Raw genomic sequence first — 24,152 nt, 5'->3', positions numbered from 1 at the left:
AAAATGGTCACAGTTTCGGCTGTGACCATTTTTTTCAGTTGCATGATCATCCGCGACTTACTTTTTCAACGTGCCCCGGTAAAGCGAAGGCCAGTTTCCATAAAGCTCAATTTCCGTCTCCACGCCGTCAGGTAACCTTATTTTCATTGTGCGCGTTGCCGAAGGTTGTTGAAAATTGTCTATTGCCAGAACCGCGATCTTATTTCCTTTTATAACAGAAGTAACAAACGGCTGTTTTTGATCAATCGCGATCAATGCCTGTTCTTTTCTGGGTTCGATCCAGCTACCGTTCAGCTCAAATGGCAGATCCTTATTCGTTCCCCCCACGATCACATCTTCCACTTGTTTTGCCATCCAGTTACCCAACACGTAAAATTCCGTCGGGAAATCCCAGTAAGGAGGAGCACCGGAGTCTTTATTATTCCGGCCAATTTCGCTGTCAGGCGTTTTATTGTCAACCGGATACCACTCAAATCCCCAGCCTGGTCCGTCTTTTGACACTTTATATGCATTCACGTCTTCTCCGTAAGGCGCGCTGTCGTGCCATAAATAGTAGCCATCGAAAAGGACAAGAGAAAATAGGGAAAAGCTGAGTGCCTGGCTGGCCGGCATCATTTCGAGCTGGTTCATGATCAGCTCTCCTTTCGGATCCGTCAGCTTGTAATTCCAGGGTACTATGGGATCGTTGTAAAGCGGCATATACCGGTTCCAGCCGTAGAAAATGAACTTGTTGTTTTTCTGATACGGGATGAGTTTATTAATCCTTAAAGAATGTAATGCAGATAACAGAACGAAGTTGTTGGCCGAATTCCCTTTTTCGTCCATAGCAAACATGGCTTTCGGGTACACGTCAATCGGTGTCGTGTTGAACAGTGTTTGAAAACTTTCTCCGTTTGGTAAAGGCTCAAAATTGGAATTATTGGGTTTGGGCTGCTCGTAATCTTTAAAGAAATCTTTGGGCTTGGCTCCACCGACCGAATTAATGTGCGGATTGGTATACGCACCACCGCCCCAGTAATCCATTAAATGCATATCGGGGTGATTTTTCTTAATTACGTTCGAAAACCAGATCAGTCTTTGCCGGGTTTCGGGAGAATAATGCTGGTTCCAGAATTCGAAATCATAGGCGTAAATGCCAAAACCCGGTACGCCCGCGTAACTTTCCACTTCCTGTCTTGAAAGCTGAGTAAACCACTTTTCATCTCTGTCCGCAAAGAAGTTTGGGGTTACCGTTAAATGCGTTTTGGAATCAGGCAAACCATTCTCGCCGTGATGAAGATGACTAATGCCGCGGTTATAGTAATTGGATGAAGACGTGTAGGTGTTGAGGCGGTATTGCGCCACCAGCTTTCCTTCAATGGGTTGAAATTCGGGGAACTTGGTGTCAAATTGTACATTAAGACCACGTGACGGTGCAAACCATTCCGGTATTTCAATCCGGGTGAGCGAGCTGGCTGCCGGTTTTTCAGTCCGCCCGGCTATCCAGATATTTTGCTGGCGTAGCGACCGGTTTTTAACCGGGTTCCACCAGTCATTATACGGTGCGTCGATCCATCGGGCTGTGATGGAATACAAATATCCCGGTTTTACCTCAATGCCGTTTTCAAGTCCATTAACACCGATCCCGTCGATCATGACAACTTTGGTGCGATCGTCGCGGTAGTTTGCGAAATCTTTCAGGAATACCTTTCCACTTCGGATTACAGGCCTTACATCGAGCCAGTTATCTTCGCTGCCATGCCTGATCCACGTTTGAGCATCCGGTATTTCGTCTTTTATTTTTCCGTCAAAATCGAAAGAAGCGGTCGTTTCGCAGCCCGCCATGCCGAGACTTATCACCCGGATCTTCGCCGGGCCGGCAGTCAGGCTTACGTCCGGAACGGTAAGCCAGGTTCCGTAGCGATGAGGTAATTCAGAGAATTTCTGAGTTTTGCCGTTTTGCGAGATTTCGACATGGTATGGAGACAAGCCGCCTGCATTTGATGCGAGCTCGAATTGCATCTCGCTGCCAATCTGTTTGTAGCGCCTGATCACCAGATCGCAGGAATGGGACGAAGAGTCTAAGGTTTGGGCAATTGGGAACCCTTTGGTGATTTCGGGATAATACTTGTCTTTTGAAGGACCAAACCGGTTCCACAGCCAGAGCCCGGAAGCGGTAAGGAAAATCAGGATCCCACTGATCCAGAAAAGCGATGTTTTTGACAAAATTTTATTTTTACGTACCACAATGCGATGATTACCACCACCGATAAAAGACACCTATTGAGCCGTTTATAGAAGATACTCCCTTTTCGATGTATTCATGCTTGTAGGATGTTCCATCGTATTTAACACGAACATCAACGCCGAATTTGCCATCTTGTTTAAACAGGAATTTAGACCCTAAACCAACGCCATATTTAGGTGCGATCTTTTGATGCTGGGTTGAAAGACTGCCGTAATATAGGTTATAATCTACGATACTTATACCTGCGCTCACCTGAACATACGGTTGAATGGTCGAGTTTTTACCTAAAAAATGATAATTGGCAAAAAGCTCCACGGGATATTGAGATAGTGTGCGGGTCTGTACTGCCGAAATCGTTTCGTCGCCATTTTGGTAGGTCGCCCGGGGGATACGTTTTTGAAAATAGGTAGACCCGATTTCTCCACCGATCGATAAAGGTGAATTTCTCAAAACCCATTCAATGGAAATGGAAGCGTTCTGAAACGAAGCTTTATTCACATAAGAATCAGCAAATGATCCCAGAGGCATTGAACCCATAAACCGGGCGGTAGCCAGGTAATGTGTATATCGTTCAAATGGAGAGGGAAGCGTATATAATTTCGGTGCTTCCTGCGCAAAACCGTTCACTGCACCTGCAAGAAAAAGGGCTATAACAACTGCTATTTTTTTCATTTCAATTGATTTTTAAATAAGATGACTGGCCAAAAATCGAATCGACCATCTTGTCAATATACTGGGATTCACCAATTCCCGAACCTCTGATCTGCGCATCCCAGACTACATTAAAAGTCTTGTCCGCGTTATTAGGGTTTTTGAAATCAAGCATGGTGATCAGCCAGTAACTTTCACTGGTTTCATAATACGTGTAATAATTAGGATATCCGTAACCATATCCACCTCCCCAGTATCCGCCATAATAAGATGAGTATGGATTGGAAGCGACGTTCAGGTACGTATTGGTAATCCAGGCGGCATTAATGCCCACGTCCGGATTGCTTTTCGGGCTGACGTATTTGTACCCGAGGCTCTGCATATTGGTAATGATCCGCTGAAGTAATGCGCGGTCGATATCGCTCAATGCGGTGCCGGAACGGTTATTTTCGACAATCAGGACCGAGTCCACAATACTGAATGTTTTGTATTGATTGAAACTGGCGGCTTTGTCATGATTGGTAAGATATACCAGCGATTCTTCCGTAGACAGATCACTGATCGGATCTTTGGAACAGGAAATAAATCCTACGCTGGCTATGAGTATGAGTAATGAGGCTTTTTTGAACATGTTGAACGTGGTATTTAAAATTTGTTTATTAAACGAAAATTGATTTTGAAGATTTTATTTTTCGGAATTTCTCAGTTCAATTTTTTAGTTTTAAATAATTGCTGCATTTTCATTGACTATAATGCAGGAAATATGGTTGTAAACCGGATATTAAAAACGTCTCGAATACAGAGGCTAGTTCTTTGACTAAAAATGGGAATAATACGGAGATGATATTCTGGTCATTATTAAATGGATAATTCGTAATACAGCGCCTTGATTTATAAACATATATGGAAACAAAAGAAGAGATTTTAAGAATTATAGATGTCCTCAACGACACGTATGAAAGTGAGGAAGCCTGGTATGGCCCGTCGGTTGTGGAGGCTTTGAGAGATGTGACACCGAAAATGGCGGAAGTGAGATTGAGCAGTAACACACACTCGATCGCTGAAATCGTATACCACATGACGACCTGGCGGATTTTTGCAGTTCGTAAGATTCAAGGCGATGCCGACTTTGATATCAAGACCGAAGATAAAGACTGGAAAAAAATTCCGGTCGTGGATGAATTCGAATGGGAAGCAATTCAGATGGAGCTGAGTCTGTCCCAGGAAGAGTTGGTTTCCGAGCTGGAAAAAATAGAAAGCGACGCTTTTCTCGAGGAGTTTGTTCCGGGTAGGGACTATTCGTATTATACATTGATCCATGGCGTAATCCAGCACGATGTATATCACGCCGGGCAAGTTGGTTTGATCAAGAAAGCGGTAAAAGGAATGCGGCTCGAAGAAGACGACTATGGTACATTGGATGATCGGGCGGATTATGAAAACGGTGCTGATTATTATTAATACATATATAAAATTTTGTCTTGCATTACAAATGCCTATTATTTATTATCTAAATTTTCTATTTTGCATAATAATAGAACGTAGTGTCCGTAAAAATACCAGCGTTCTAATGGTGTGGATATAGACAAAAAGGCTGTCCGATGTTTCGGACAGCCTTTTTTTTAGTAAAAAATCCATGCAACATTTGACACCACAACTTTGCTTAATCATTCCGATGAAAATACTAATCGTTGAAGACGAACCCAAGCTTGCAGGATTTCTGAAACGGGGTTTGGAAGAACAATCTTGGGAAGTTGAACTGGCGTATGACGGTCAGGTAGGAAAAAAAATGGCTTCAAACTACCGTTTTGATGTCATCATTCTGGATGTTAACCTTCCATTATTAAATGGATATGACCTGGCCAGGCAATTGCGGAGCGACGGACTTTCAACGCCGATCCTGTTTCTGACGGCTTTGGGCACGATAGACGACAAACTCGACGGATTTGAAGCCGGGGGCGACGATTATCTGGTCAAACCATTCGAGTTCCGGGAGCTGATTGCGCGGCTTAAAGTATTGTCAAGCAGAAACAATTCGAGAGAGCAGTCGAATCAGGTACTTTCTCTGGCCGACCTGGAACTGAACCTGGACGAAAAAGTGGCCAGGCGTTCCGGAAATCGTATCGACCTCACTGCCAAGGAATTCGCATTACTTGAATACCTGATGCGTAACCGTGGTCGTGTGGTATCCCGCGTGGACATTGCCGAGCAGGTTTGGGACATTCGGTTCGATACCGGCACAAATGTGATAGACGTTTACATTAATTTTTTGAGAAAAAAAGTGGATAAGGATTATCCCAACAAGCTGATCCATACCGTGGTGGGAATGGGCTACATTTTCAAGGAAGAATGAACATCAAGGCCCGCCTTACATTGATGTTTACCATGCTGGTTGGCTCCATCATGGCTTTATTTTGCCTTTCCATTTACTTTTTCTACGATCAGTACCGTGAGAAACAGTTTTATTCTTTTCTGAATGAACGTGGACAAACCATCGCACAGCTGGTTGAGGCAAGTAACGGCATTAGCAAGGCGGACATTCAAAAAATCGAAAAAGAGAATAAGACCATCCTGCTGAATGAGGAAATAACCATTTACGATGGTTCCGATTCCGTCATTTTTATAAGTGGGAAGGAAAAATATGTGCTCAATGCGCCGATGCTTGCCGATGCGAGGAGCGGGAAAGAGATACATACTAAGGAACACAAACGGGAGATGATCGTAATCCGCCACATTCTGCAGGATCATCGCAAACCGTGGGTAATCGTAGTAATTGCCGACGATTACCTGGGAATGAACCAGTTGGACAGATTGCGCCAGATTCTTGTCATCGGCTGGTTGTTATCATTGGTGCTGGTGGGAGTGGCCGGCTGGCAATTTTCCAATGACGCCATCAAGCCTGTCGCCGATATCATCGATCAGGTGAATAACATATCAGCGGGTAACCTTCACGAAAAAGTGAAAGTAGGCCGGGAAAAGGACGAACTTGCACTTCTTGCAGAAACATTTAATCAAATGCTGACAAGGCTCGAGATTGCATTTGTAGCCCAGAAAAACTTTGTATCACATGCCTCCCACGAACTCCGGACCCCGCTTGCGCTGATCATGAGCGAAGCCGAGCTCAGCCTGATGAAGGAACGCACGCCGGCCGATTACCAGGACGCATTACAAGGAATATGGGCAGAAGCGAAAGAAATGAATGAGCTGGTAAACAGGTTATTGGAACTCGCCCGCACAGATGAAAATGCATTCAAGGTTTCATTTTCCAGAATACGTGTGGACGAGGTTTTGTGGCAGGCCAAAACGACGATCCAGCACAAGAATCCGGACAATCAGGTGCACATTCATTATGCAAAAATTCCCGACGATGAGGAACAGCTGAAACGGTATGCAGATGAAAGTCTGCTCCGCACGGCTTTTGTGAACCTGATGGATAATGCGTGCAAATATTCGGCAAACAACACAGTTAATGTGTTCCTGGAAATCAAGAATAATCAGATCCGCATTTACTTTAAAGACACCGGGATCGGGATATCGCCGGAGGAACTTCCTTACATTTTTGACACCTTTTACCGCAGTGCCAAAACCATCAGTAAACCGGGTTACGGCATCGGTCTCGCATTGACCAAAAGAATTATCAACATGCAGGGCGCCACCATTGATGTGGAGTCCGTGGCAGGCACCGGCACGACATTCATTGTCCGGTTTCCCCCTTTTTAATTCTCTTTTAATTCCTCCTTAATGCCTCTTTAACAACCCCTAATGTCATTTGTAGCATAAATCATCCTACTTGATTTATACATGCACACGAGGTACCTCCATTGTAATTTTCTGGCTCATTTCCAGCATCTTGGCAGGTGATCAACTCTAATTATTTCCCATTCAATCAACGAATATGAGGTCAGCGATGTGGAAGCCTGCTACGGGTTTTGAGGGATTAAAGGAAAACTGGAAAGCCGACCTGTTATCGGGATTTTTAGTTGCCCTTATTGCCTTGCCTTTGAGCCTCAGTGTTGCGGTTGCAAGTAACTTTCCGCCGGTGATGGGCTTAGTGACTGCCATTGTAGGAGGTCTTGCTTCGTTTTTGACAAACTCAGAATTAACAGTTAAAGGTCCGGCTGGCGGATTGATCGTGATTGCGGCTGGTGCTGTGGACGAGCTGGGCAGGGGGAATAATGCGGTTGGCTGGCGTCTTGCATTGGGAGCAATCGTTGTCGCGGGGGGCATTCAGGTTTTGATGGGACTTTTTAAACTTCCAAAGTTTGCAGATTTCTTTCCATTATCGGCGGTGCACGGAATGCTTGCGGCAATTGGTATTATCATCATGTCGAAACAAATCCATTTGGCGGTAGGTATTGCCCCCTCCGAACTGATTGGTAAAGGACCATTGGAATTGCTTGAAATGGTGCCCCACAGCCTTCTTCACATGGAATATCACATTGCGATTGTAGGTCTTGTCGGTTTGATGATCATGTTCGGCTGGAAATACCTTTCATTTTCGATCTTTAAAAAAGTACCGCCCGCATTGGTTGTATTGGTCGTGGCGATTGGGCTGGGCCAGTTTTTCCATCTTTTTGAGCCGGCGTATGGTGACATCAGCCCACTTATCGATCCGGGTGAATTTTCACTTGCTTACCATGCGGATTTTGGTGGAATGAAAAGCGATTTACTCCCGGTATTTATTAAATACGTAGCCTTGTTTGCATTGGTTGGTAGTCTCGAATCGCTGCTAACAGTCAAAGCAATGGACCTGCTGGATCCATTCAAACGCGAAGCGGACCTTAGCCGCGATGTGACTGCGATCGGTGCGGGTAACATCGTCGCGGGAATGTTGGGCGGGCTGCCGATGATATCCGAAGTTGCTCGGAGCTCGGCGAATATCAACAATGGCGGAAAAACACGTTGGGCCAACCTTTTTCAGGGAATGTTCCTCCTTATTTTTGTAATCACATTAGCGCCAGTCGTCCGGATGGTTCCGGTGGCTGCATTAGCAACCATGCTGATCTTTGTCGGTTTCCGCCTTGCGTCGCCTGCCGAGTTTACACACATTTATCACATTGGAAAAGAGCAGCTCCTCATTTTCCTGGTGACGATCATTGCAACACTAAGTACTGATTTGTTGATCGGTATCGGTTGCGGGATTATTACCAAAGTCATTATCCAGTTGTTTTACGGAGTGAAGCTTTCGCACATTTTTAATCCTAAAATTGAAGTGAGAGCTGAGAGAGACATTTTCTTCGTGAATGTTCCGCGAGCGGCTGTTTTCACAAATTACCTGAGCCTGAAATCCAAACTGGAAGCAATTCCAAAAGGCAAGGTTGTGCAGATCGATTTTTCCAATGCGCCCTATGTGGACCATACGGTCATGGAGAATGTGACAAGATTTAAAAATGGCTACGAACTAGCCGGGGGACGCATGGTACTGATTGGTTTCGAACACCATTTGGCTTTGTCCGACCACCCGCTGGCCGCCCGAAGAAACCAGAAAGAAACAGTATTAAGTTAAATTGAGTTAGGTGAGTAGTAAGAAAGAACTGGCCTCCGGATTTTCCGGGGGCTAATTTTATGCTCCCGGGTCAGGAAGTTTAAATGGTTTTTCTTGTTCCTCAATGCGTGTGGACGGCAGCGCCTGCGGATATTCTTTACTAATAAATTCGATCATTTTTTCGCGGACAATACAACGCAGATCGAATGTTTCGGAAGAGTTCCGGGCCGACATTAATGCTCTCAAGACCATAAACTGACCCTGGGTATCCGTAACCTGTAATGCCCACGACTTTCCATTCCAGAGTGGCGTTTCATCCAATATCTGTTTCAGTTTTTCCCTTAATTTGTCAACCGGAGTATGGTAATTGAGATGAAAAAATGCGCTGCCGATCAGCGCACTATCATTTCTTGTCCAGTTTTGAAACGGCGTTTCGATGAAATAGGTAATGGGCAATACAATGCGCCGCAAGTCCCAGATATTCACCACGACATAAGTCAGGTTAATCTCCTCGATCCGTCCCCACTCACCCTCCACGATCACCACATCATCGATCTTGATCGGCTGTGTAAATGCGATCTGGATGCCCGCCATTAAATTGGCCAGCGATTTTTGCGCGGCAAAACCGATAATCACACTGAAAATCCCTGCTGAGGTCAGGATACCCACCCCATACTGTCTCACACTGTTAAAGCTGAGCAGCAAAATGGATAAACCAAATGTTACAATGAGGATAATAATGATGCGTTTGACAAACTTGATTTTGGTAAACATCCGCCTCGCGTAATTGTTGTCCGGCGAGTTGAAGTCAAGCTGTTCGATCAGTATTTGTTCAATAATGATAACGATGCGCGTCATTAGCCAGGTCGTCAGCGCGATGGTCAAGACCTTGCTGATCCCAAAAAACCATTCGTACGTTTTGTCGAATGATACGTAGGTTTTCAAAACAACCGTAATGAGCACCATCGGAATGAAGAAATGGAGGATACCCGTCAGGTTTTTACGGATGACGCGAACTGCCGGCCAATCTTTTTTTAATGCGGTGACCTTGATGGCACTAATTAGTATCGTGCTGATAATCAGGCCGGCTATGCCTGCCAGCGCGATGATCAGCCAGGGAGAATTTTTGTAATCAAGTAGTTGAGAAAACTCCATTAAGGACATCAGATATCGTTGAGCCGGGCCACGATCATTCCCGTATGTTTGGGGACCGAAGCCACATATTCTGCGAGCGGAACGCTGGACATAAGTACTTTTTTGCCGGTCAGCGAAGCATGTATGAGGTAGGCGCGGCTGCCAACTTTGGTGATAATGCCCATATGGTTCACGTCCAACCCCTCAACAGACGAGGTGAATGCGACAATGTCGCCGTCGTGAAGCATCGGTTCAGCTTTATGGATCCCCGCCTTCGGGATATAGTTATGTTCTCTGGAATTGATGACAGTTTCCTGGTCTTTCACTTTTTCCCAAACTTCGCTTTCCGCCATCGCAGGATAAAGATTGGCATGATTTGTCATGAAATTGATCTCCTTTTTAAAAGGTATCCCTCCCACTTTTGCCGTGATATCTTCTAATCTGCCGCGTTTTTCATTTTCATACATCCAGTCGAGCACGTAATGCAGCCTGGAAGGATATCCGTCAATAATGCCATCGCGGTAACGCAACTTGGTCAGTTCGGACTTATAACCTTCGTAACCGGAGTTCTCGGACTTGGCGACTGCCAATGCGACCGAGCTTTCTACGAGTGTCGTACAATCCAGCCCGTCCAACTTGCAAACCAGCCTTTCGGTCGGATTACCTTCCAGCGAGCCGGCTACGTAAGGCGTACCCAGGAACGACTCGGTGATTCTCAACACCTGAGTACCGATATCGCGGCTGTCAGGCAAATCCATTTTTTGTCCAAAAGCCTTTTGCAGGCTCGTCTGCGCATACCCGGCGACCGATATTGTTAAAAAAAGAAGTAGCACTCCAATGCGTATCATACTGAATTCTTCGGATCCTGTTGAGCGAGTGAAAGTAGTATTGAAAAAGACAAAATTTCGAACGTATGTAAAAATAGGCATGAAAAACCCGATTTGCAATTGCTTTAAACCAATCCCTTTTGTTAAGAAATCCATGTTCGTGATCCCAGTACCCAACTATTTTTCGATGATTTCAAAAACAAAAACCGAAACGGGCGGCAGTTCAATGTGCACACCGGTCGAAGTGATTTCGGCTGCATTTAACCGCAGCGGCGGCAGAAAAAGCGGGAAAACCGGTTTCAGCGAATAGTCGTTCGTTTTACCCAGCTTCAAAAAATCAGTCCAGGCGTCCTGCGGAATACGCACCGAGGTTTCAATGGTTTTATCATGATGAAAATTATAGACAAAAAGCAGCTTTTGATTTTCGGCATATCTTAAGTAGCTGTAAATGATCGTTTTGTCATAATTGAGAGATTGGCCATCGACATTGATAAATTGAAGATCATAAAATCCACCCTCGCGAACGGCTTCATTTTCAAGCACAAAATGGTTCAGGCTCTCGTAAAACGAACGCAGCCGTTGCTGATCGGCGGTCAGCAGATCGGTATTGAACCTGCCGCCATTCACCCATTGCTGAAATTCCGTGACGCCCCAATAATCGAAAATGGTTGTCCGGCCATCTTCACCCTGAAATCCTTCTGCTACGGTCGGATTTACGCCAAGTTCCTGACCGAAATAAACCATCACCGGGCCATCGTGCAACGTCGCGCTCAATGTCATTGCGGGAATGGCAAGCCACGGATCACCTGCAAAATACCGCGAGGCAATCCGTTGCTCATCGTGGTTTTCAAGGAACCGGAGCATGTTTTTGCTGATATCCCCCGATTCTTGCTGCCAGATCCTGGTAATTTCTTCAACCGTCCCATGTCCCTCGACCAGCCGGCGCAGTGAGTTATAAAGTCCTACTTTGTCGTAGAGATAATCGAACTTTCCAACGTTGATATAATTGTGGTACTCGGTTGGATTGTAGATCTCAGCGATAAAAATCACTGTTTCATTAAGCTTTTTAATCTCCGGAATCACCCAGGCCCAGAATTCCACCGGTACCATTTCGGCCATATCGCAACGGAATCCATCTACACCTTTTTGTACCCAATACTTTAAAATATCATACATTTTAAGCCAGGTGGAAGGGATCGGATCAAAATAGGTAGCCCGTTCCCGTAGGTAATCGACCCCGTAGTTCAGCTTGATCGTTTCATACCAATCGTACTGGCTCGGCTGTGCCTGAAAAACGTCGTTCCCGGTCGCCTTTGCCGGACGTTCATGATATGGGTTATGAATGGGAACAGGCGGAGTGTGACCTTCAGGAACGATAAAATCCTGATTTGGAATGTAATAAAAATTATTTGAAGCTTTAAAATCGACGGTATCATCATCTTCTTCGCCAAAATCTTTTATGCCCATAGCAGTAGCATCCGAATGATATTGGCGGGCCACGTGGTTTGGAATAAAGTCGATGATCACCTTCAAATCGAGTGCATGTGTACGGCCCAGCAGTTCCTCGAATTCCTTCATCCGGTCCCGCACGTCGACAGCCAGGTCGGGATCTACATCATAGTAATCTTTTACCGCATACGGCGATCCGGCAATTCCTTTTACGACCAACGGATGGTCGGGGTTGATACCAAATTCTGAATAATCGGTGAGGGTGGCATGCTCCAGTATGCCTGTGTACCAGACATGTGTGATCCCGAAATCTTTGAGCGCCACGAGAGCCGTTTCCGTAATGTCGTTGAATTTCCCAGTCCCATTTTCTTCCAGTGTGCCATAGTATTTGTTGGTTGTATTCTGATTGCCAAAAAGGCGCGTGAAGATCTGATAAATAACAAATTTATGTGATCCGGGAGTGGGCATTTTAGCCATAATGCAGGTGCTTACGAATTTTTACTATTTTGCAAGATATTAAATTTGACCTAATATGCCCTCAATAAATGCCTGTCTCTTCGATCTTGACGGAGTGATTGTGGACACCGCAAAGTATCATTACATCGCCTGGCGCAGGCTCGCAAACGACCTCGGTTTTGATCTGACACTGGAACAAAACGAACGGCTGAAAGGTGTAAGCCGGATCGAATCGCTGGAAATCATTCTGACAATCGGCGGGGTGCATTTGACAGACGAAGAAAAAGCGGAACATGCTGCTGAAAAGAATGTGAGGTACCTGGAATTATGCCAGCAAATGACGCCGGAAGATACATTACCAGGTGTCCGGACTTTTATCGACGAGTTGAAAGCAACGGGAATGCGCGTGGGATTAGGTTCAGCGAGCAAGAATGCGAAGGTGATCCTGGAAAGGATCGGAATGCTGGAATATTTCGACACCATCGTTGACGGTAACCGTGTTACCAAAGGCAAGCCCGATCCTCAGGTTTTTCTTCTGGGAGCCGAAGATCTGAACACATCCCCGGAAAATTGCGTCGTTTTTGAAGATGCCGTTGCCGGGATACAATCTGCGAGGTCAGCCGGAATGCTGGCCATCGGAGTAGGAGAGAAGTCAGTTTTAACGGAGGCTGATTTTGTGATCGAGGGTTTTGCAAACTTCCGAGTTCATGATCTTATCGAATTAAGCATATAATGAAAAATTACATCACCCACGATCCATGGTGCATTGTGGAAAACGGCTTCCATCCTGAGTATAACGAAATTACAGAGAGTTTAATGAGCCTCGGTAATGGACGGATGGGACAGCGGGGGAACTTTGAAGAAAGATATACCGGTAAAACGCTCCTGGGTAACTATGTCGCCGGTGTTTATTTTCCGGATAAAACACGTGTTGGCTGGTGGAAAAACGGGTATCCCAACTACTTCGCCAAAGTACTCAATGCATGTAACTGGACGGGGATCGACGTGCTGGTGGGGAGTGAAATGCTCGACTTAAATACCTGCGAAGTCCATGCATTTGAGCGAAACCTGAACATGAAAGAAGGCGTGCTCGAACGGAAAGCGGTTGTAACACTTTCAGGTCGCCGGGAGCTGCGCATCGAATCCAAACGCTTTTGCAGCATGGCCGACGATGAGTCGGCAGCGATCAGCTATACGCTTACGCCTTTGAATTTTGAGGATGAATTCACGGTCACACCTTATCTGGATGGCAATATCCGGAACCGCGATTCGAATTACGACGAATCATTCTGGAATGAGATCGAGCGGCTTGCGGGATATTCCGAAGGGTATCTGGTTCTGGAAACGAAGCAAAATCCATATAGAGTGGAACGGTTTCAGGTTGCAACCGGGATGAAATTTGAGCTGAAAACAACCGGAAAGCTGGCCGAAACGGGTCATACACCTTTTGAGAAAGAAAAATACGTGGCCAGTTCCGCGAGGGTAACATTGGGCGCAGGGCAGGAACTGACTGTTTATAAATATGCCGTAAACCTGTCGTCGACCAACTATGAGACAAGTGAGCTGATCGTTCAGGCAAAAAACTACATTACCCGCATCTCTGAGAAAGGGTTCGACCTGATGTATACCGAGCACCGGCAGGCGTGGGCCGAAAAATGGCTGAAAAATGACATCACAATCGAGGGGAATATCGCTGCGCAACAAGCGATCCGGTTCAATATTTTCCACCTGGGCCAAACCTACACCGGCGAGGATGAACGTCTGAACATCGGGCCGAAAGGATTTACGGGAGAAAAATACGGGGGGAGCACCTATTGGGATACCGAGGCATATTGCATTCCCTTTTACCTCTCCACAGCGGACCACAAAGTGGCACGTAACCTGCTCGTATATAGACATAAGCACTTGCAGAAAGCCATTGAAAATGCCGGGAAACTAGGTTTTTCGGACGGGGCTGCGCTGTACCCGATGGTAACGATGAACGGCGAGGAATGCCATAATGAATGGGAGATTACCTTTGAGGAAATACATCGGAACGGCGCCATTGCCTACGCGATATATGATTATACCCGCTACACCGGCGATGAAACCTACTTAACGGAAGACGGGCTCGAAGTGCTGATCGCGATTTCGAGGTTCTGGAAGCAGCGCATTACCTGGTCGGCGGAAAAAAACCAGTATGTAATGCTGGGTGTGACCGGGCCAAATGAGTACGAAAACAATGTAAATAACAACTGGTATACCAATTACATCGCATGCTGGACGTTGCGCTACACGCTGGAAATTGTCGACAAATTGTGGACTGAGGATTCGAAACGGTTGAATGAAATTATCCTGAAAACCGGTTTGAGGCTAAATGCGGAATTGCCGGAGTGGAAGCATATCATCGAAAACATGCATTTCCCTTTCGATGAAAACAGGCAGGTATTTTTGCAGCAGCAAGGATTTTTAGATAAAGAGATCTTAACCGTAGACGACATTGCCGATCATCGGCCCATTAACCAAAAATGGTCCTGGGACCGGATTTTAAGATCTTGCTTCATCAAGCAGGCTGACGTCTTGCAAGGTTTGTATTTCTTTGAAGACGAATTTCAGCCCGACGAGATCAAGCGGAATTTCGAGTTTTATGAACCGATGACCGTCCACGAATCGTCGCTTTCACCTTGCGTGCATGCGATCCTGGCGGCAAGTATCGGTATGAAAGACAAGGCGTACGAAATGTACGTTCGCACGGCGCGACTTGATCTCGATGATTATAATAACGATACTGAAGACGGTCTCCACATTACTTCCATGGCCGGGACCTGGATGAGCGTTGTGAAGGGATTTGCCGGGCAGCGTGTCAGGGACGGGATTTTGGTATTAAATCCGTACGTGCCGGAAGAATGGAGCGCCTATTCTTTCCGCATTGGGTTCAGGGAAAGCTGGCTGAAAATTACAGTAACCAAGGATGAAACTTCCATTGAAAACACGTCCGAAAAAGATTTAATTATATCCGTTCATGGAAAGCGGATAGGATTAAACGCGAATGCCATCGTAAAGGTCTAAGTATTAGCTTATTTATTGAAAAAATAACATTTTATCCGGAATTTACCGTAGGCATACAGCAGTAATTGCAAATCTGAAACAATACTTGTAGGTTAGTACCTTTTTGAGCCATTCAATTCAATCATGGTACGGAAAATATGCTTACTTGTATTTTCGGGTATGTTGCTACTGTTCAGGATTTTACTTCCGGAAACAGCAACTGCTCAGGATTTCGGTGAGTGTCAGAGGATTGTCAAAGATCTGTTACCGGTTTTTAACCAGGCATTTGAAGAAAATAACCTCGCATTACTAAAAGAAGAAACGTACCAGCGCGGCGTCCGTAATCTGCAGGCCGCCTACGCGCTTTATCACAAACAGGCTTTTCAGCCATCCGACTCAGCGCAACGGATGAACAATGAGGCGATCATTCTCGCTTTGTCCGGTAATTATCAAAAAGCATTGCATATCATGGAAGAACTCGATCTGAGTTCCGATCGTGAAAATATGCGTTACAACCGCGGTTTGTTTGCATTATTGTCGGGCAGGTTTGCCGCTGCAAGAACCGATTTTGCAGACGCTCCGGGTGGCTCCCAGGCCAATCTGAACACGCTTGTTTCATTTGCCAAACAGAAAAAGTACGGAGAGGCTGTTGACTTTTCCACCAACAATTCAGGAAAGAACAGTGGCGGTAAATGGAATTACAATGTCGGACTGATACACAAGTTTCAGGGGCATCCCGAAGAAGCCGTCGATGAGATTACCTCGGCGATCCGGCAGAAGGATGAAATGGCTTACCGGTTGCAGCGCGGGGACATTCTGATGCGGACGGGAAATGAAAAAAAGGCGGTTAAAGATTTTGAAAAAGTAGCCAGAAAACACCCGAAAGCACAAATCAGATACGCCAATGCATTGTTGTCACTCAACCAGTTCGGTGCTGCAAAAGCGGTTTTCGCTACATATCTCGAAAGCAATGACCGCACCTTTCGCGGTGATGCCTATCTGGGAATGGCGCATTCAAACTACGGATTAAAACTGATCGGCGAAGCGCAACGCTACTACAAGTTGGCTTCCACGCTCAAACGCGAAACGCCTGCATTGCAGTCCGGGATAGCGAATACGCATCTTTCAAAGCGGGAATATCAGACTGCATTCACGCTTTTTGACCGGGTTATCAAAAAAGACTCAACTTACTTACCCGCGTATCTTGGCCGAGCAGTTGCATATTATGGCCAAAAGAAATATGATCTTGCATTAAAGGATTTTAAGAAGGCGGAAAAAGCATTGGATGAAAACAACCGGTTCTTTGCCGACCTGTTTGTGACCAAAGCATTTTCTGAATATTATCTGAAGAAGAGCAGCGAGGCGCAGGAAGATTTTCAAAAAGCGATCAGGCTGGATCCCGCCAGATATGAGGCACTTGCAGGGATCAGCGGCATTATGATCGACCAGAAAAGGTACTCGGAAGCCGGGCAGTTTTTGGCAAAAGCATTGCAGTATGAGCAGGGATACGATCTCATGTGGAGCAATTACGGCAATCTGCTGCTGCATTTCGATATGTTTAAAAAAGGATATCAGGTATTTAAAAAGGCAGTTTCTCTGAACCCTGCGAACGTGAATGCGCAGAATGGCTGGGGTGTTGTACTGCTGGAAAATGACCAGCTGGATAAGTCAATGGCACTTTTTGACAGTCTGGTGCGGGAGAAACCGGAGCTACCGTTCCTGCATAACAACCATGGCATCGTGCAGGCGTATATAGGAAACAGGCATGATCAGCGGCATCAGGTTAATGAGGCGAACGCGCGTTACGATGGCTCATTTGAAGATTTCAAAAAAGCAATGGACGCTGCGCCATCCCGGAAGTTTTACAACGTGAATCAGGGAAATGTATATCGTTACCTGGAAAAATACGATGAAGCGAAACTCAGCTATCAGACCTATCAGGATAAAAGTGCATTGAACAATACGGCTGTGATGTACGCAGGCCAGCAACGCATTAAAGATGCGAAATACTACCTGGGTGTCGCAATCCAGATCGATTCGCTGCACCGGGTTTTTCAGTATAATATGACGGTGCTGGCAAAAGGAAAACAACAGGAAATGATGCGGCTTGTAGCCTCGGCAGATGAAAATAGCCCCTTTTCTGACATCGGGATCAAGTATAGCCGCGACGGTTTCGTGACAATTTACCTGTATGATTATGAGTATGATGTATTAACATTCCCGGGGAGACACTATATGCCGCTGCCCGTTGCTGAATATAAGGAGGATTATTTTATACCGGATTATGACTTCAAGCTGGTTGCGTACGAGAAGAAAAAAGGAAGTACGCCTAAGAAAAAGCACGTTCGTTATCGGAGTCAAAAGGTAAAGCTACCCGGATCGCGGGGCAGGTCGGGGACGCAATGCCCGATCCTTTTCTGATTTTGTGCGTATTAATAGCAGATCTTTGTATTGAGTAAAAATTTCTACGAGTCTTTGTCCGAATCTACAAAAGACGGATTTTTTTCCACGACAGCTTGGCAAACACTGTTTTTGGCATAAACGTCACCGTTTATTCGCGGCAATAATATGCTTGACTTCTACGAAGCTGATTGGTTTGTCAAGAAAATAATCGGCACCGAGTTTCAGTGCCTCTTCTTTGAGATTGGTCATTGCGCTCATCATCACCACTTTCATGCTTCGCTCGTGGCCCGCATTCTTAATGGTTTGAATTTCATCAATCCCTTTACCGTCAGGCAGATTGTTATCAATAAATATCCAGTCGGGGCTCATTTCCCGAATACATAGTAAACCCTCCGAGAGAGAGGCGGCGACTTTTACAGATGCTTCCGGTGTTTTAATGTTTAACTGTCTGACTAGAAAATTGCGTAACAACACTCCCAAATCCTGCTCATCCTCAATAATTACAATTTTCATAGCGCTGTGTTAGAAATAGAATTTTTGCGTGGTTGCGGAGGTGTTTCTCATTCTTTTCCTTTTCTAAGACTTGAATCCGAGGTATCAAAAGCAATAACCCTGCCATTCTGCTTCTCAGACGGTCTGTGCAGGAAAAAGTTGCTCAAAGCTCTTGGCCCACTCATACTGACAGTGTAGAACCGATGTCCCTGTTTTACGCTGTTTAGGAATTAAAATTTACAGGCTGATGAGTTCCCGAACTATGGGAAGCCGGATATGGTATTGCCTAGCGTTCTGGTATTCAACAGTTTGGCATGTAATGGACATGAGTGCGAATGGTTGGTACAGGATTTTTTGAGATACTCCATTATACAAGCAATTATTCACATTAATCATTTAGATATGTCAAATAATAAAGTGTTTTTGGGGATTATAACGGCGGCGATCGCCGGTGCAGTTATCGGATTATTGTTTGCGCCGGAAGATGGTAATGAAACCAGAAAGAAAATCAAGAAAAGAACAAACAGTCTTGCAACCGATCTGATCGACGCGCTTGAAAAAAGCAAGTCGAAAGCAGAAGGTGCCGTAGAAGATTTGAAAGACGAAGGTAAGAGATATGCGGATGAGGCTTCCAACAAAGCTGCCGAGTATACCGATGCCGCTCGTGAAGAAGTTAATAAATATCAATAACATTCAGATCCGGTCATTGCACTCATTAAGTGATGACCGGATTTTTTAATACACATCACATGGATAGCGCAACATATATTTCGCATAAGGCTGGGCCAAAGTCAGCGACAAGCAGTCCGATGAACTACGTCAAGGATATATTCGCAGGTAGTACTGAGAAATCAGGATCCGAAATAGCGAGCGGCGTCAGGAATATGTTATCAAAGACGCTTTTAAAAGGTCTTCCGGCACCTCTGAATTTGATCGCTCCCGTTATAGTCGAGAAAGTGATTATGAAATATGGAGTGGAAGAAGGCCGGGAAGTGTTGTTAAAGGGCTTACGCTGGGTAAAGAAAGTTACCGACGAGAAACCTGGGCTCGCTTCGTGATCATATTTTACATTCTTATTTTACATTCTTACAAAAAACCCTTCCTGACAGAAGGGTTTTTTGTTGTTTGCTCATTCCCGGCGATGCGTTCATAGGCAAGGGTTTTGTTTAGTAATTCTTTGTCTCCGTAAATCCGGACTGATTTGCAGAGACGATTTTCACGAAAATGCGTTCATTTATCTTTTGAAACATGCAGTTAAAACAGCGGCCAGCAGGAATCTTTAAGAGAAGTCTGGCGAAGATTATTCTGATTATCAGGTACATGTAGCACGTTCCGTGTGCTGCACGTGAACAGATGATGTGCGATTCGCCCCGTATTTGTTCAGTGCGTATTCCATGAACCGTGCTTCGGGAAAATGCAGCCGGAAACGCTTACAATCCAGTGTAAATGTGGATTCGCTCTACATTCTGACTTATTGTACTCAGTCTGTGGAAATAACTACGCAATCTTACATGAACCTGGTCGGGCATTTAAGATAGATTGGATAAAGAATCGTAAATTTAAAGCATTAAGACAATTACAAATTTACCCAGGTTGCTATATGCAAAGACAAACGCAGACGCAAAGACAGACCCTTAAATACTCTCCTCTGCAGATCCAGATGCTCAATCTTCTGCATTTGACAACGATGGAGCTTGAGCAGAGAATCAAAGAAGAATTAGAAGAAAACCCCATATTAGAAGAAGGGAAAGAGGAGAATGCATCCGAAGACAGTACCGATGAGTTCCAGGATCCGGATGATCCCAAAAATGCCGGTGAAGATAGCTCGGTCCAGGATTATTACGATTGGGACGAGTTCAGAGACGACGATATTCCGGACTATAAGACATACGCAAATAATCAATCGGCAGACAATGAACTTTATACCCGGCCGATGGTCGAAACGATCTCATTCCGGGATGAATTGAAACAACAGGTTCATTTTCTGAGACTTAATGAAAGGCAGCAACTTGTCGCCGATTTTATTCTTGATTCTCTTGATGAAGACGGATTTCTGAGGCGGGAAAGTGAAGTGATTGCGGATGATATCTCGTTTGCAAACAGCATGTTCATCGATACGGACGAGGTGAATGCGATGCTGAAAATTATCCAGCAGCTCGATCCTGCCGGAATCGCAGCAAAAGATTTGAAAGAATGCCTGCTGATCCAGCTTAACCGGATGGAGACGCACAATGAAACCTGGAAATGGGCGTACCGGATCGTTAGCGACGCCTTCGACGAACTGGGTTCCCGGAATTATGACAAGATCATGCGCATTACCGGGCTGGACGAAGAGTCTTTGAAAAAAGCCATTGCGCTCATCACTGCGCTGAATCCGAAACCTGCTTCCGGGCTGCGAAACGATTCGATCGTAAATGAAAGCATCAAACCCGACTTCATGCTGTGGTATGCCGAGGATGGTGAGATCGAAGTGCAGCTAACCTGGGGAAACAGCCCTGCATTAAAGCTGAACAAGCTTTTTACCCAAATGGCCGAACAGAAAAATGATAAGGCAACCAATCAGTTCCTGAAAAATAAAATGAACTCGGCCAAGTGGTTTATCGATGCGATCAAGCAACGGGAAAACACCATGCTGAGTACATTAAAAGCGATTGTAAGACTTCAATACGATTACTTTCAGACTGGCGATATCAAAAAATTGCGCCCGATGATCCTCAAAGATGTGGCGGAGATCATCGACATGGACATTTCTACGGTTTCACGGGTGACGACGAATAAATATGTTCAAACCCCATTCGGGATTGTATTGCTGAAAGATTTGTTTACAGAAGGAGTAACGAATGAGGATGGTACCGAAGTTTCTAACCGCGAGATCCAGGAAGCAATCCGGGAGATTGTTGGGGAGGAAGATAAAAGACATCCATATAATGACCAGCAGATCACAGATATGCTTTCTGAAAAAGGCTATTCTGTTGCCAGACGTACGGTCGCAAAATACCGGGAACAACTGAATATCCCGACTGCAAGATTGAGAGTTACCATTTAAAATTAAGCCCTACGACCTGCATGAAAAAAATTGTTGTTGTTGATGATGAGGCAGATATCTGCTTCCTGTTGAAGAGATTTTTATCTAAGAATGATTTTATAGTTGAAACGGCCCAAAACGGTAAAGATGGACTGGCGTTGATCGATTCGATCTCACCGGACCTGGTTATGACAGACTTCCGTTTAGGGGATATTACGGGTACCGAACTTCTTACCGCCATCAAAGCCAAAAGGCCAAATGTGCCGGTATTGATTATCACAGGCTATTCAGACATTAAAGTCGCTGTGAGTGTAATGAAGCTCGGTGCGTACGATTACATCACCAAGCCACTTTTCCCGGACGAGATTTTAGTGACCGTTAAAAAGGCCATTGCGGATGCAGAGGCTGCCGGAAATGATGAAATGGAGTACAGCACTCCGGTTGGCGGGCAAACTTCCGAAAACCCTAAGCCTAGTCGTAAAAGTAGCCTGAGAACAAAAGCAGGCTATGTAATGGGCCAGAGCGAGATTTCAGATAATCTGTTCAGACAGGTGGACCTGGTGGCGCCGACGAATTTTAGTGTGATCATCTATGGCGAAAGCGGATCAGGTAAAGAGGCGATCGCACAGGAGATCCACAACCGATCACGGAGAAAAGACATGCCTTTTGTGGCAATGGACTGCGGCGCGATTTCAAAGGAACTGGCTGGTAGCGAGTTATTCGGGCACGAAAAAGGATCATTTACAGGTGCTTTACAAACTAAGATCGGCCATTTTGAGATGGCGAATGGAGGTACACTGTTTCTGGATGAGGTTTCCAACCTTTCTTATGAAATACAGGTGGCTTTGTTGCGGGTTGTGCAGGAGCGTAAAATGCGCCGGATCGGTGGGTCAAAAGAAATTGATCTGGATGTACGGATTATCGTAGCCAGTAACGAGCGACTTCTTGAATCAGCTAAGAATGGCAAGTTTAGGGAGGATTTGTATTACCGTTTTAATGAATTTACAATCGAAGTCCCTGCACTCAGAAACCGGAAAGACGACCTGATGCTCTTTGCAAACACGTTTCTGGACACGACTAATGCCGAGCTCGGCAAGAATGTGAGCGGATTTTCTGATGAAGTTAAAAGTGACTTCCTCAACTATTCCTGGCCGGGAAATCTCAGGGAATTGAAAAACGTGATCAAACGTGCGACGCTTCTTTCAGATGGTGATTTAATCGAAGAAAAAGCACTTCCATTTGAGATCGTGAATTACCGGAAACTGAAAGATCTTGATGAAGAACCAGTTACGCAGAGTTCGGTGAGCTCCAACGTCACCGACACAACGGATGGCGACGATTCCAAACCCAGCCTGAAGACCGTTGCCAACGAGGCGGAATACGATATGATTATGCAGGTGCTGCGCGATGTGAATTTTAATAAAAGCAAGGCCGCCCGTTTATTAAACATCGATCGAAAGACGTTGTATAATAAAATGAAGCAGTTTGATATTTAGTTGGGGTGATATGGCCGATTTGGGATGAATAACAGAATTATCAAAGTGCTTCTTGTCGATGACGATGAGGATGATTACTTCTTGACGAGAGAATATTTTCAGGATCTGATCAACTGGAAGTTTGATGTTACCTGGTGCGCGACATTCAGGGATGCGGAAGAAAAAATCAGAAGCAACAAATACGACCTCTATCTTTTTGACTACCTGCTTGGTGGCAATACCGGCATTGATCTGATTGAGCTGACAAGTCAGTTCGAATATGAAGAGCCGATAATACTTCTCACAGGAAAGGGAGATACCAAAATCGCGGTGGAAGCGCTGCGTTTGGGCGCTACGGATTACCTGATCAAAAGCGAGCTGGACGCTGAAAAGCTGGAAAGAAGCATTCGTTATGCCTTGGAAAGAACCTCGGTGTTGAAGGCATTAAAACACAGTGAGCGACGGTACCGCCGGGTTTTCGAGGAATCAAATGACTTTCTTTTCATTAGTGATCTTTCTGGTAACATCATTGATTTGAATGCGTCCGGAAGTGTGCTTACCGGGTATGCCGAGGATGAGCTACGTTCCCGAAACATCCTCGACCTGATTGAAGACCCCCAGTTCACGGTTTTGTGGAACAACATTGAGGAGCATTCGATTCACGACCATGAGGTGAAGCTGCAGACACGTGATTCGGACAAAAAATACTGCTTGTTTTCGGCCACCGTTGAGTTCGACGACAATCATCCGTATATACAGGGACGATTACACGATATGACCGCCAGAAAGCAATCCGAAAGAGAGCGGTTATTTTCTGAAAAAATGGCCGTTACCGACCGTTTGGTACGAATGCTGGCCCATGAAGTTCGCAATCCTCTGACTAATGTGAATCTCTCCGCCGAACAGCTTGAAATGGAGCTGGTCGATGAGGATCAGAAGTTTTATACACAAATCATCAAGCGTAACTGTACCCGAATCAACGATCTGATCACGCAGTTACTGCAGCCTTCTACCTCGGCAGACATTGAGTTGGTCGATAATTCGGTGCATTTGGTACTCCGCGAGTCGATCGGCGCTGCGCTGGACCGGGTACAACTCAAACGCATTCAGATCGTGAGTCAGTTTGCCGAAGAGGAGTTGGTACTCCCCCTCGACTCGGTTTCTTTACAAATGGCCTTTCTTAACCTGATCACAAATGCGATCGAGGCGATGGAGGAGGACCGGGGCATTCTTCGTATTACCACCAAAAACCAGGGAGATGCGATTCTGGTTATTTTCTCGGACAATGGCTCGGGCATCAGCGAAGAACATATGGACCGGATTTTCGAACCTTATTTCACTGGTAAAAACAATGGAATGGGTATTGGACTTTCCACCACCATGAGCATCATCCACGCGCACCACGGCCGGATCGACGTACAATCGGAAGTGGGGGTTGGAACCACGTTTACGATCAGTTTTCAGGTTACTAAATAAGCCGGACTTTCCTGAAAATCTGAAC

The 24,152-nt window shown here is 45.4% G+C and carries 19 protein-coding genes; 12 read left to right on the top strand and 7 right to left on the bottom strand.

Translation table 11 applies throughout. The features are described 5' to 3' along the window. Positions 1 to 57: 57 nt before the first annotated feature. Genes LZG72_RS14275 through LZG72_RS14265 form a run of 3 tightly spaced genes read right to left on the bottom strand, consistent with a single transcriptional unit; the run spans position 58 to position 3,509 of the window. Positions 58 to 2,205 carry a hypothetical protein gene (locus LZG72_RS14275; RefSeq protein WP_233873380.1) on the bottom strand — a complete coding sequence of 716 codons (2,148 nt, stop codon included), beginning with the start codon at positions 2,203 to 2,205 and terminating at the stop codon, positions 58 to 60. A gap of 31 nt (positions 2,206 to 2,236) precedes the next feature. Then, positions 2,237 to 2,899 (bottom strand): hypothetical protein, encoded by a 663-nt coding sequence (locus LZG72_RS14270; RefSeq protein ID WP_233873377.1) that lies wholly within the window; start codon positions 2,897 to 2,899, stop codon positions 2,237 to 2,239. 1 nt (position 2,900) lies between these two features. Continuing rightward, positions 2,901 to 3,509 (bottom strand): DUF4136 domain-containing protein, encoded by a 609-nt coding sequence (locus tag LZG72_RS14265; RefSeq protein ID WP_233873375.1) that lies wholly within the window; start codon positions 3,507 to 3,509, stop codon positions 2,901 to 2,903. A 272-nt stretch (positions 3,510 to 3,781) separates the two neighbouring features. Here LZG72_RS14265 and LZG72_RS14260 point away from each other — a divergent pair, with 272 nt between their 5' ends. The 4 genes from LZG72_RS14260 to LZG72_RS14245 all read left to right on the top strand — a co-directional run bounded on the left by LZG72_RS14260 (position 3,782) and on the right by LZG72_RS14245 (position 8,384). Continuing rightward, positions 3,782 to 4,339 (top strand): DinB family protein, encoded by a 558-nt coding sequence (locus tag LZG72_RS14260; RefSeq protein WP_233873372.1) that lies wholly within the window; start codon positions 3,782 to 3,784, stop codon positions 4,337 to 4,339. 214 nt (positions 4,340 to 4,553) lie between these two features. Beyond that, positions 4,554 to 5,231, top strand: coding sequence for a response regulator transcription factor (locus tag LZG72_RS14255; protein WP_233873369.1), 678 nt, complete (start codon positions 4,554 to 4,556; stop codon positions 5,229 to 5,231). Then, positions 5,228 to 6,598: a HAMP domain-containing sensor histidine kinase gene (locus tag LZG72_RS14250; RefSeq protein ID WP_233873366.1), complete on the top strand. Its 1,371-nt coding sequence runs from the start codon at positions 5,228 to 5,230 to the stop codon at positions 6,596 to 6,598. The genes LZG72_RS14255 and LZG72_RS14250 overlap by 4 nt, the downstream gene beginning before the upstream one ends. Positions 6,599 to 6,773: 175 nt before the next feature. Then, positions 6,774 to 8,384: a SulP family inorganic anion transporter gene (locus tag LZG72_RS14245; RefSeq protein WP_233873363.1), complete on the top strand. Its 1,611-nt coding sequence runs from the start codon at positions 6,774 to 6,776 to the stop codon at positions 8,382 to 8,384. A 57-nt stretch (positions 8,385 to 8,441) separates the two neighbouring features. Here the strand turns inward: LZG72_RS14245 and LZG72_RS14240 are convergent, their stop codons facing one another. The 3 genes from LZG72_RS14240 to LZG72_RS14230 form a co-directional block, all read right to left on the bottom strand. Beyond that, positions 8,442 to 9,527 (bottom strand): mechanosensitive ion channel family protein, encoded by a 1,086-nt coding sequence (locus tag LZG72_RS14240; protein WP_233873360.1) that lies wholly within the window; start codon positions 9,525 to 9,527, stop codon positions 8,442 to 8,444. Further along, a complete protein-coding gene (locus LZG72_RS14235; protein ID WP_233873357.1) occupies positions 9,527 to 10,345 on the bottom strand; it encodes an N-acetylmuramoyl-L-alanine amidase-like domain-containing protein in 819 nt (272 codons plus the stop codon). Before LZG72_RS14235 ends, LZG72_RS14240 begins: the two co-directional genes overlap by 1 nt. A gap of 156 nt (positions 10,346 to 10,501) precedes the next feature. Further along, positions 10,502 to 12,250, bottom strand: coding sequence for an alpha-amylase family protein (locus tag LZG72_RS14230; protein WP_233873354.1), 1,749 nt, complete (start codon positions 12,248 to 12,250; stop codon positions 10,502 to 10,504). A 55-nt stretch (positions 12,251 to 12,305) separates the two neighbouring features. Here LZG72_RS14230 and pgmB point away from each other — a divergent pair, with 55 nt between their 5' ends. From pgmB to LZG72_RS14215, 3 genes are all read left to right on the top strand, one after another. Continuing rightward, positions 12,306 to 12,962, top strand: a complete 657-nt coding sequence (gene pgmB, locus LZG72_RS14225) for a beta-phosphoglucomutase (RefSeq protein WP_233873352.1) — start codon at positions 12,306 to 12,308, stop codon at positions 12,960 to 12,962. After that, the gene (locus LZG72_RS14220) at positions 12,962 to 15,277 is read left to right on the top strand and encodes a glycoside hydrolase family 65 protein (protein WP_233873348.1); all 2,316 of its coding nucleotides are present in this window, start codon (positions 12,962 to 12,964) and stop codon (positions 15,275 to 15,277) included. The genes pgmB and LZG72_RS14220 overlap by 1 nt, the downstream gene beginning before the upstream one ends. 123 nt (positions 15,278 to 15,400) lie before the next feature. Next, entirely contained in the window at positions 15,401 to 17,677 is a 2,277-nt protein-coding gene (locus tag LZG72_RS14215) for a tetratricopeptide repeat protein (protein WP_233873345.1), read from the top strand. 123 nt (positions 17,678 to 17,800) lie between these two features. On the opposite strand, the gene LZG72_RS14210 is transcribed toward LZG72_RS14215, so the two are convergent. After that, positions 17,801 to 18,172, bottom strand: a complete 372-nt coding sequence (locus LZG72_RS14210) for a response regulator (protein WP_233873342.1) — start codon at positions 18,170 to 18,172, stop codon at positions 17,801 to 17,803. A gap of 381 nt (positions 18,173 to 18,553) precedes the next feature. On the opposite strand from LZG72_RS14210, the gene LZG72_RS14205 reads away from it, so the two are divergent. The 5 genes from LZG72_RS14205 (at position 18,554) to LZG72_RS14185 (ending at position 24,127) form a co-directional block, all read left to right on the top strand. Beyond that, a complete protein-coding gene (locus tag LZG72_RS14205) occupies positions 18,554 to 18,841 on the top strand; it encodes a YtxH domain-containing protein (protein ID WP_233873339.1) in 288 nt (95 codons plus the stop codon). A gap of 59 nt (positions 18,842 to 18,900) precedes the next feature. Next, entirely contained in the window at positions 18,901 to 19,209 is a 309-nt protein-coding gene (locus tag LZG72_RS14200; protein WP_233873336.1) for a hypothetical protein, read from the top strand. Between the two features lie 542 nt (positions 19,210 to 19,751). Beyond that, positions 19,752 to 21,197 (top strand): RNA polymerase factor sigma-54, encoded by a 1,446-nt coding sequence (gene rpoN / locus LZG72_RS14195; RefSeq protein WP_233873333.1) that lies wholly within the window; start codon positions 19,752 to 19,754, stop codon positions 21,195 to 21,197. Between the two features lie 20 nt (positions 21,198 to 21,217). Further along, positions 21,218 to 22,672 (top strand): sigma-54 dependent transcriptional regulator, encoded by a 1,455-nt coding sequence (locus tag LZG72_RS14190; protein WP_233873330.1) that lies wholly within the window; start codon positions 21,218 to 21,220, stop codon positions 22,670 to 22,672. A 24-nt stretch (positions 22,673 to 22,696) separates the two neighbouring features. Next, positions 22,697 to 24,127 (top strand): hybrid sensor histidine kinase/response regulator, encoded by a 1,431-nt coding sequence (locus tag LZG72_RS14185; RefSeq protein WP_233873327.1) that lies wholly within the window; start codon positions 22,697 to 22,699, stop codon positions 24,125 to 24,127. The last annotated feature ends 25 nt before the right edge of the window (positions 24,128 to 24,152 follow it).

The organism is Dyadobacter sp. CY323 (genome assembly GCF_021390245.1).
Taxonomy (GTDB): Bacteria; Bacteroidota; Bacteroidia; order Cytophagales; family Spirosomataceae; genus Dyadobacter.
This window is presented reverse-complemented; position numbering and strand designations above follow the sequence as displayed.

What these genes read in the sequence shown, in the direction of transcription:
- LZG72_RS14270 (WP_233873377.1), bottom strand. Translation starts at nt 2,899, where the DNA reads ATGAAAAAAATAGCAGTTGTTATAGCCCTTTTTCTTGCAGGTGCAGTG.
- LZG72_RS14265 (WP_233873375.1), bottom strand. Translation starts at nt 3,509, where the DNA reads ATGTTCAAAAAAGCCTCATTACTCATACTCATAGCCAGCGTAGGATTT.
- LZG72_RS14260 (WP_233873372.1), top strand. Translation starts at nt 3,782, where the DNA reads ATGGAAACAAAAGAAGAGATTTTAAGAATTATAGATGTCCTCAACGAC.
- LZG72_RS14255 (WP_233873369.1), top strand. Translation starts at nt 4,554, where the DNA reads ATGAAAATACTAATCGTTGAAGACGAACCCAAGCTTGCAGGATTTCTG.
- LZG72_RS14250 (WP_233873366.1), top strand. Translation starts at nt 5,228, where the DNA reads ATGAACATCAAGGCCCGCCTTACATTGATGTTTACCATGCTGGTTGGC.
- LZG72_RS14245 (WP_233873363.1), top strand. Translation starts at nt 6,774, where the DNA reads ATGAGGTCAGCGATGTGGAAGCCTGCTACGGGTTTTGAGGGATTAAAG.
- LZG72_RS14240 (WP_233873360.1), bottom strand. Translation starts at nt 9,527, where the DNA reads ATGTCCTTAATGGAGTTTTCTCAACTACTTGATTACAAAAATTCTCCC.
- LZG72_RS14235 (WP_233873357.1), bottom strand. Translation starts at nt 10,345, where the DNA reads ATGATACGCATTGGAGTGCTACTTCTTTTTTTAACAATATCGGTCGCC.
- LZG72_RS14230 (WP_233873354.1), bottom strand. Translation starts at nt 12,250, where the DNA reads ATGGCTAAAATGCCCACTCCCGGATCACATAAATTTGTTATTTATCAG.
- pgmB (WP_233873352.1), top strand. Translation starts at nt 12,306, where the DNA reads ATGCCCTCAATAAATGCCTGTCTCTTCGATCTTGACGGAGTGATTGTG.
- LZG72_RS14220 (WP_233873348.1), top strand. Translation starts at nt 12,962, where the DNA reads ATGAAAAATTACATCACCCACGATCCATGGTGCATTGTGGAAAACGGC.
- LZG72_RS14215 (WP_233873345.1), top strand. Translation starts at nt 15,401, where the DNA reads ATGGTACGGAAAATATGCTTACTTGTATTTTCGGGTATGTTGCTACTG.
- LZG72_RS14210 (WP_233873342.1), bottom strand. Translation starts at nt 18,172, where the DNA reads ATGAAAATTGTAATTATTGAGGATGAGCAGGATTTGGGAGTGTTGTTA.
- LZG72_RS14205 (WP_233873339.1), top strand. Translation starts at nt 18,554, where the DNA reads ATGTCAAATAATAAAGTGTTTTTGGGGATTATAACGGCGGCGATCGCC.
- LZG72_RS14200 (WP_233873336.1), top strand. Translation starts at nt 18,901, where the DNA reads ATGGATAGCGCAACATATATTTCGCATAAGGCTGGGCCAAAGTCAGCG.
- rpoN (WP_233873333.1), top strand. Translation starts at nt 19,752, where the DNA reads ATGCAAAGACAAACGCAGACGCAAAGACAGACCCTTAAATACTCTCCT.
- LZG72_RS14190 (WP_233873330.1), top strand. Translation starts at nt 21,218, where the DNA reads ATGAAAAAAATTGTTGTTGTTGATGATGAGGCAGATATCTGCTTCCTG.
- LZG72_RS14185 (WP_233873327.1), top strand. Translation starts at nt 22,697, where the DNA reads ATGAATAACAGAATTATCAAAGTGCTTCTTGTCGATGACGATGAGGAT.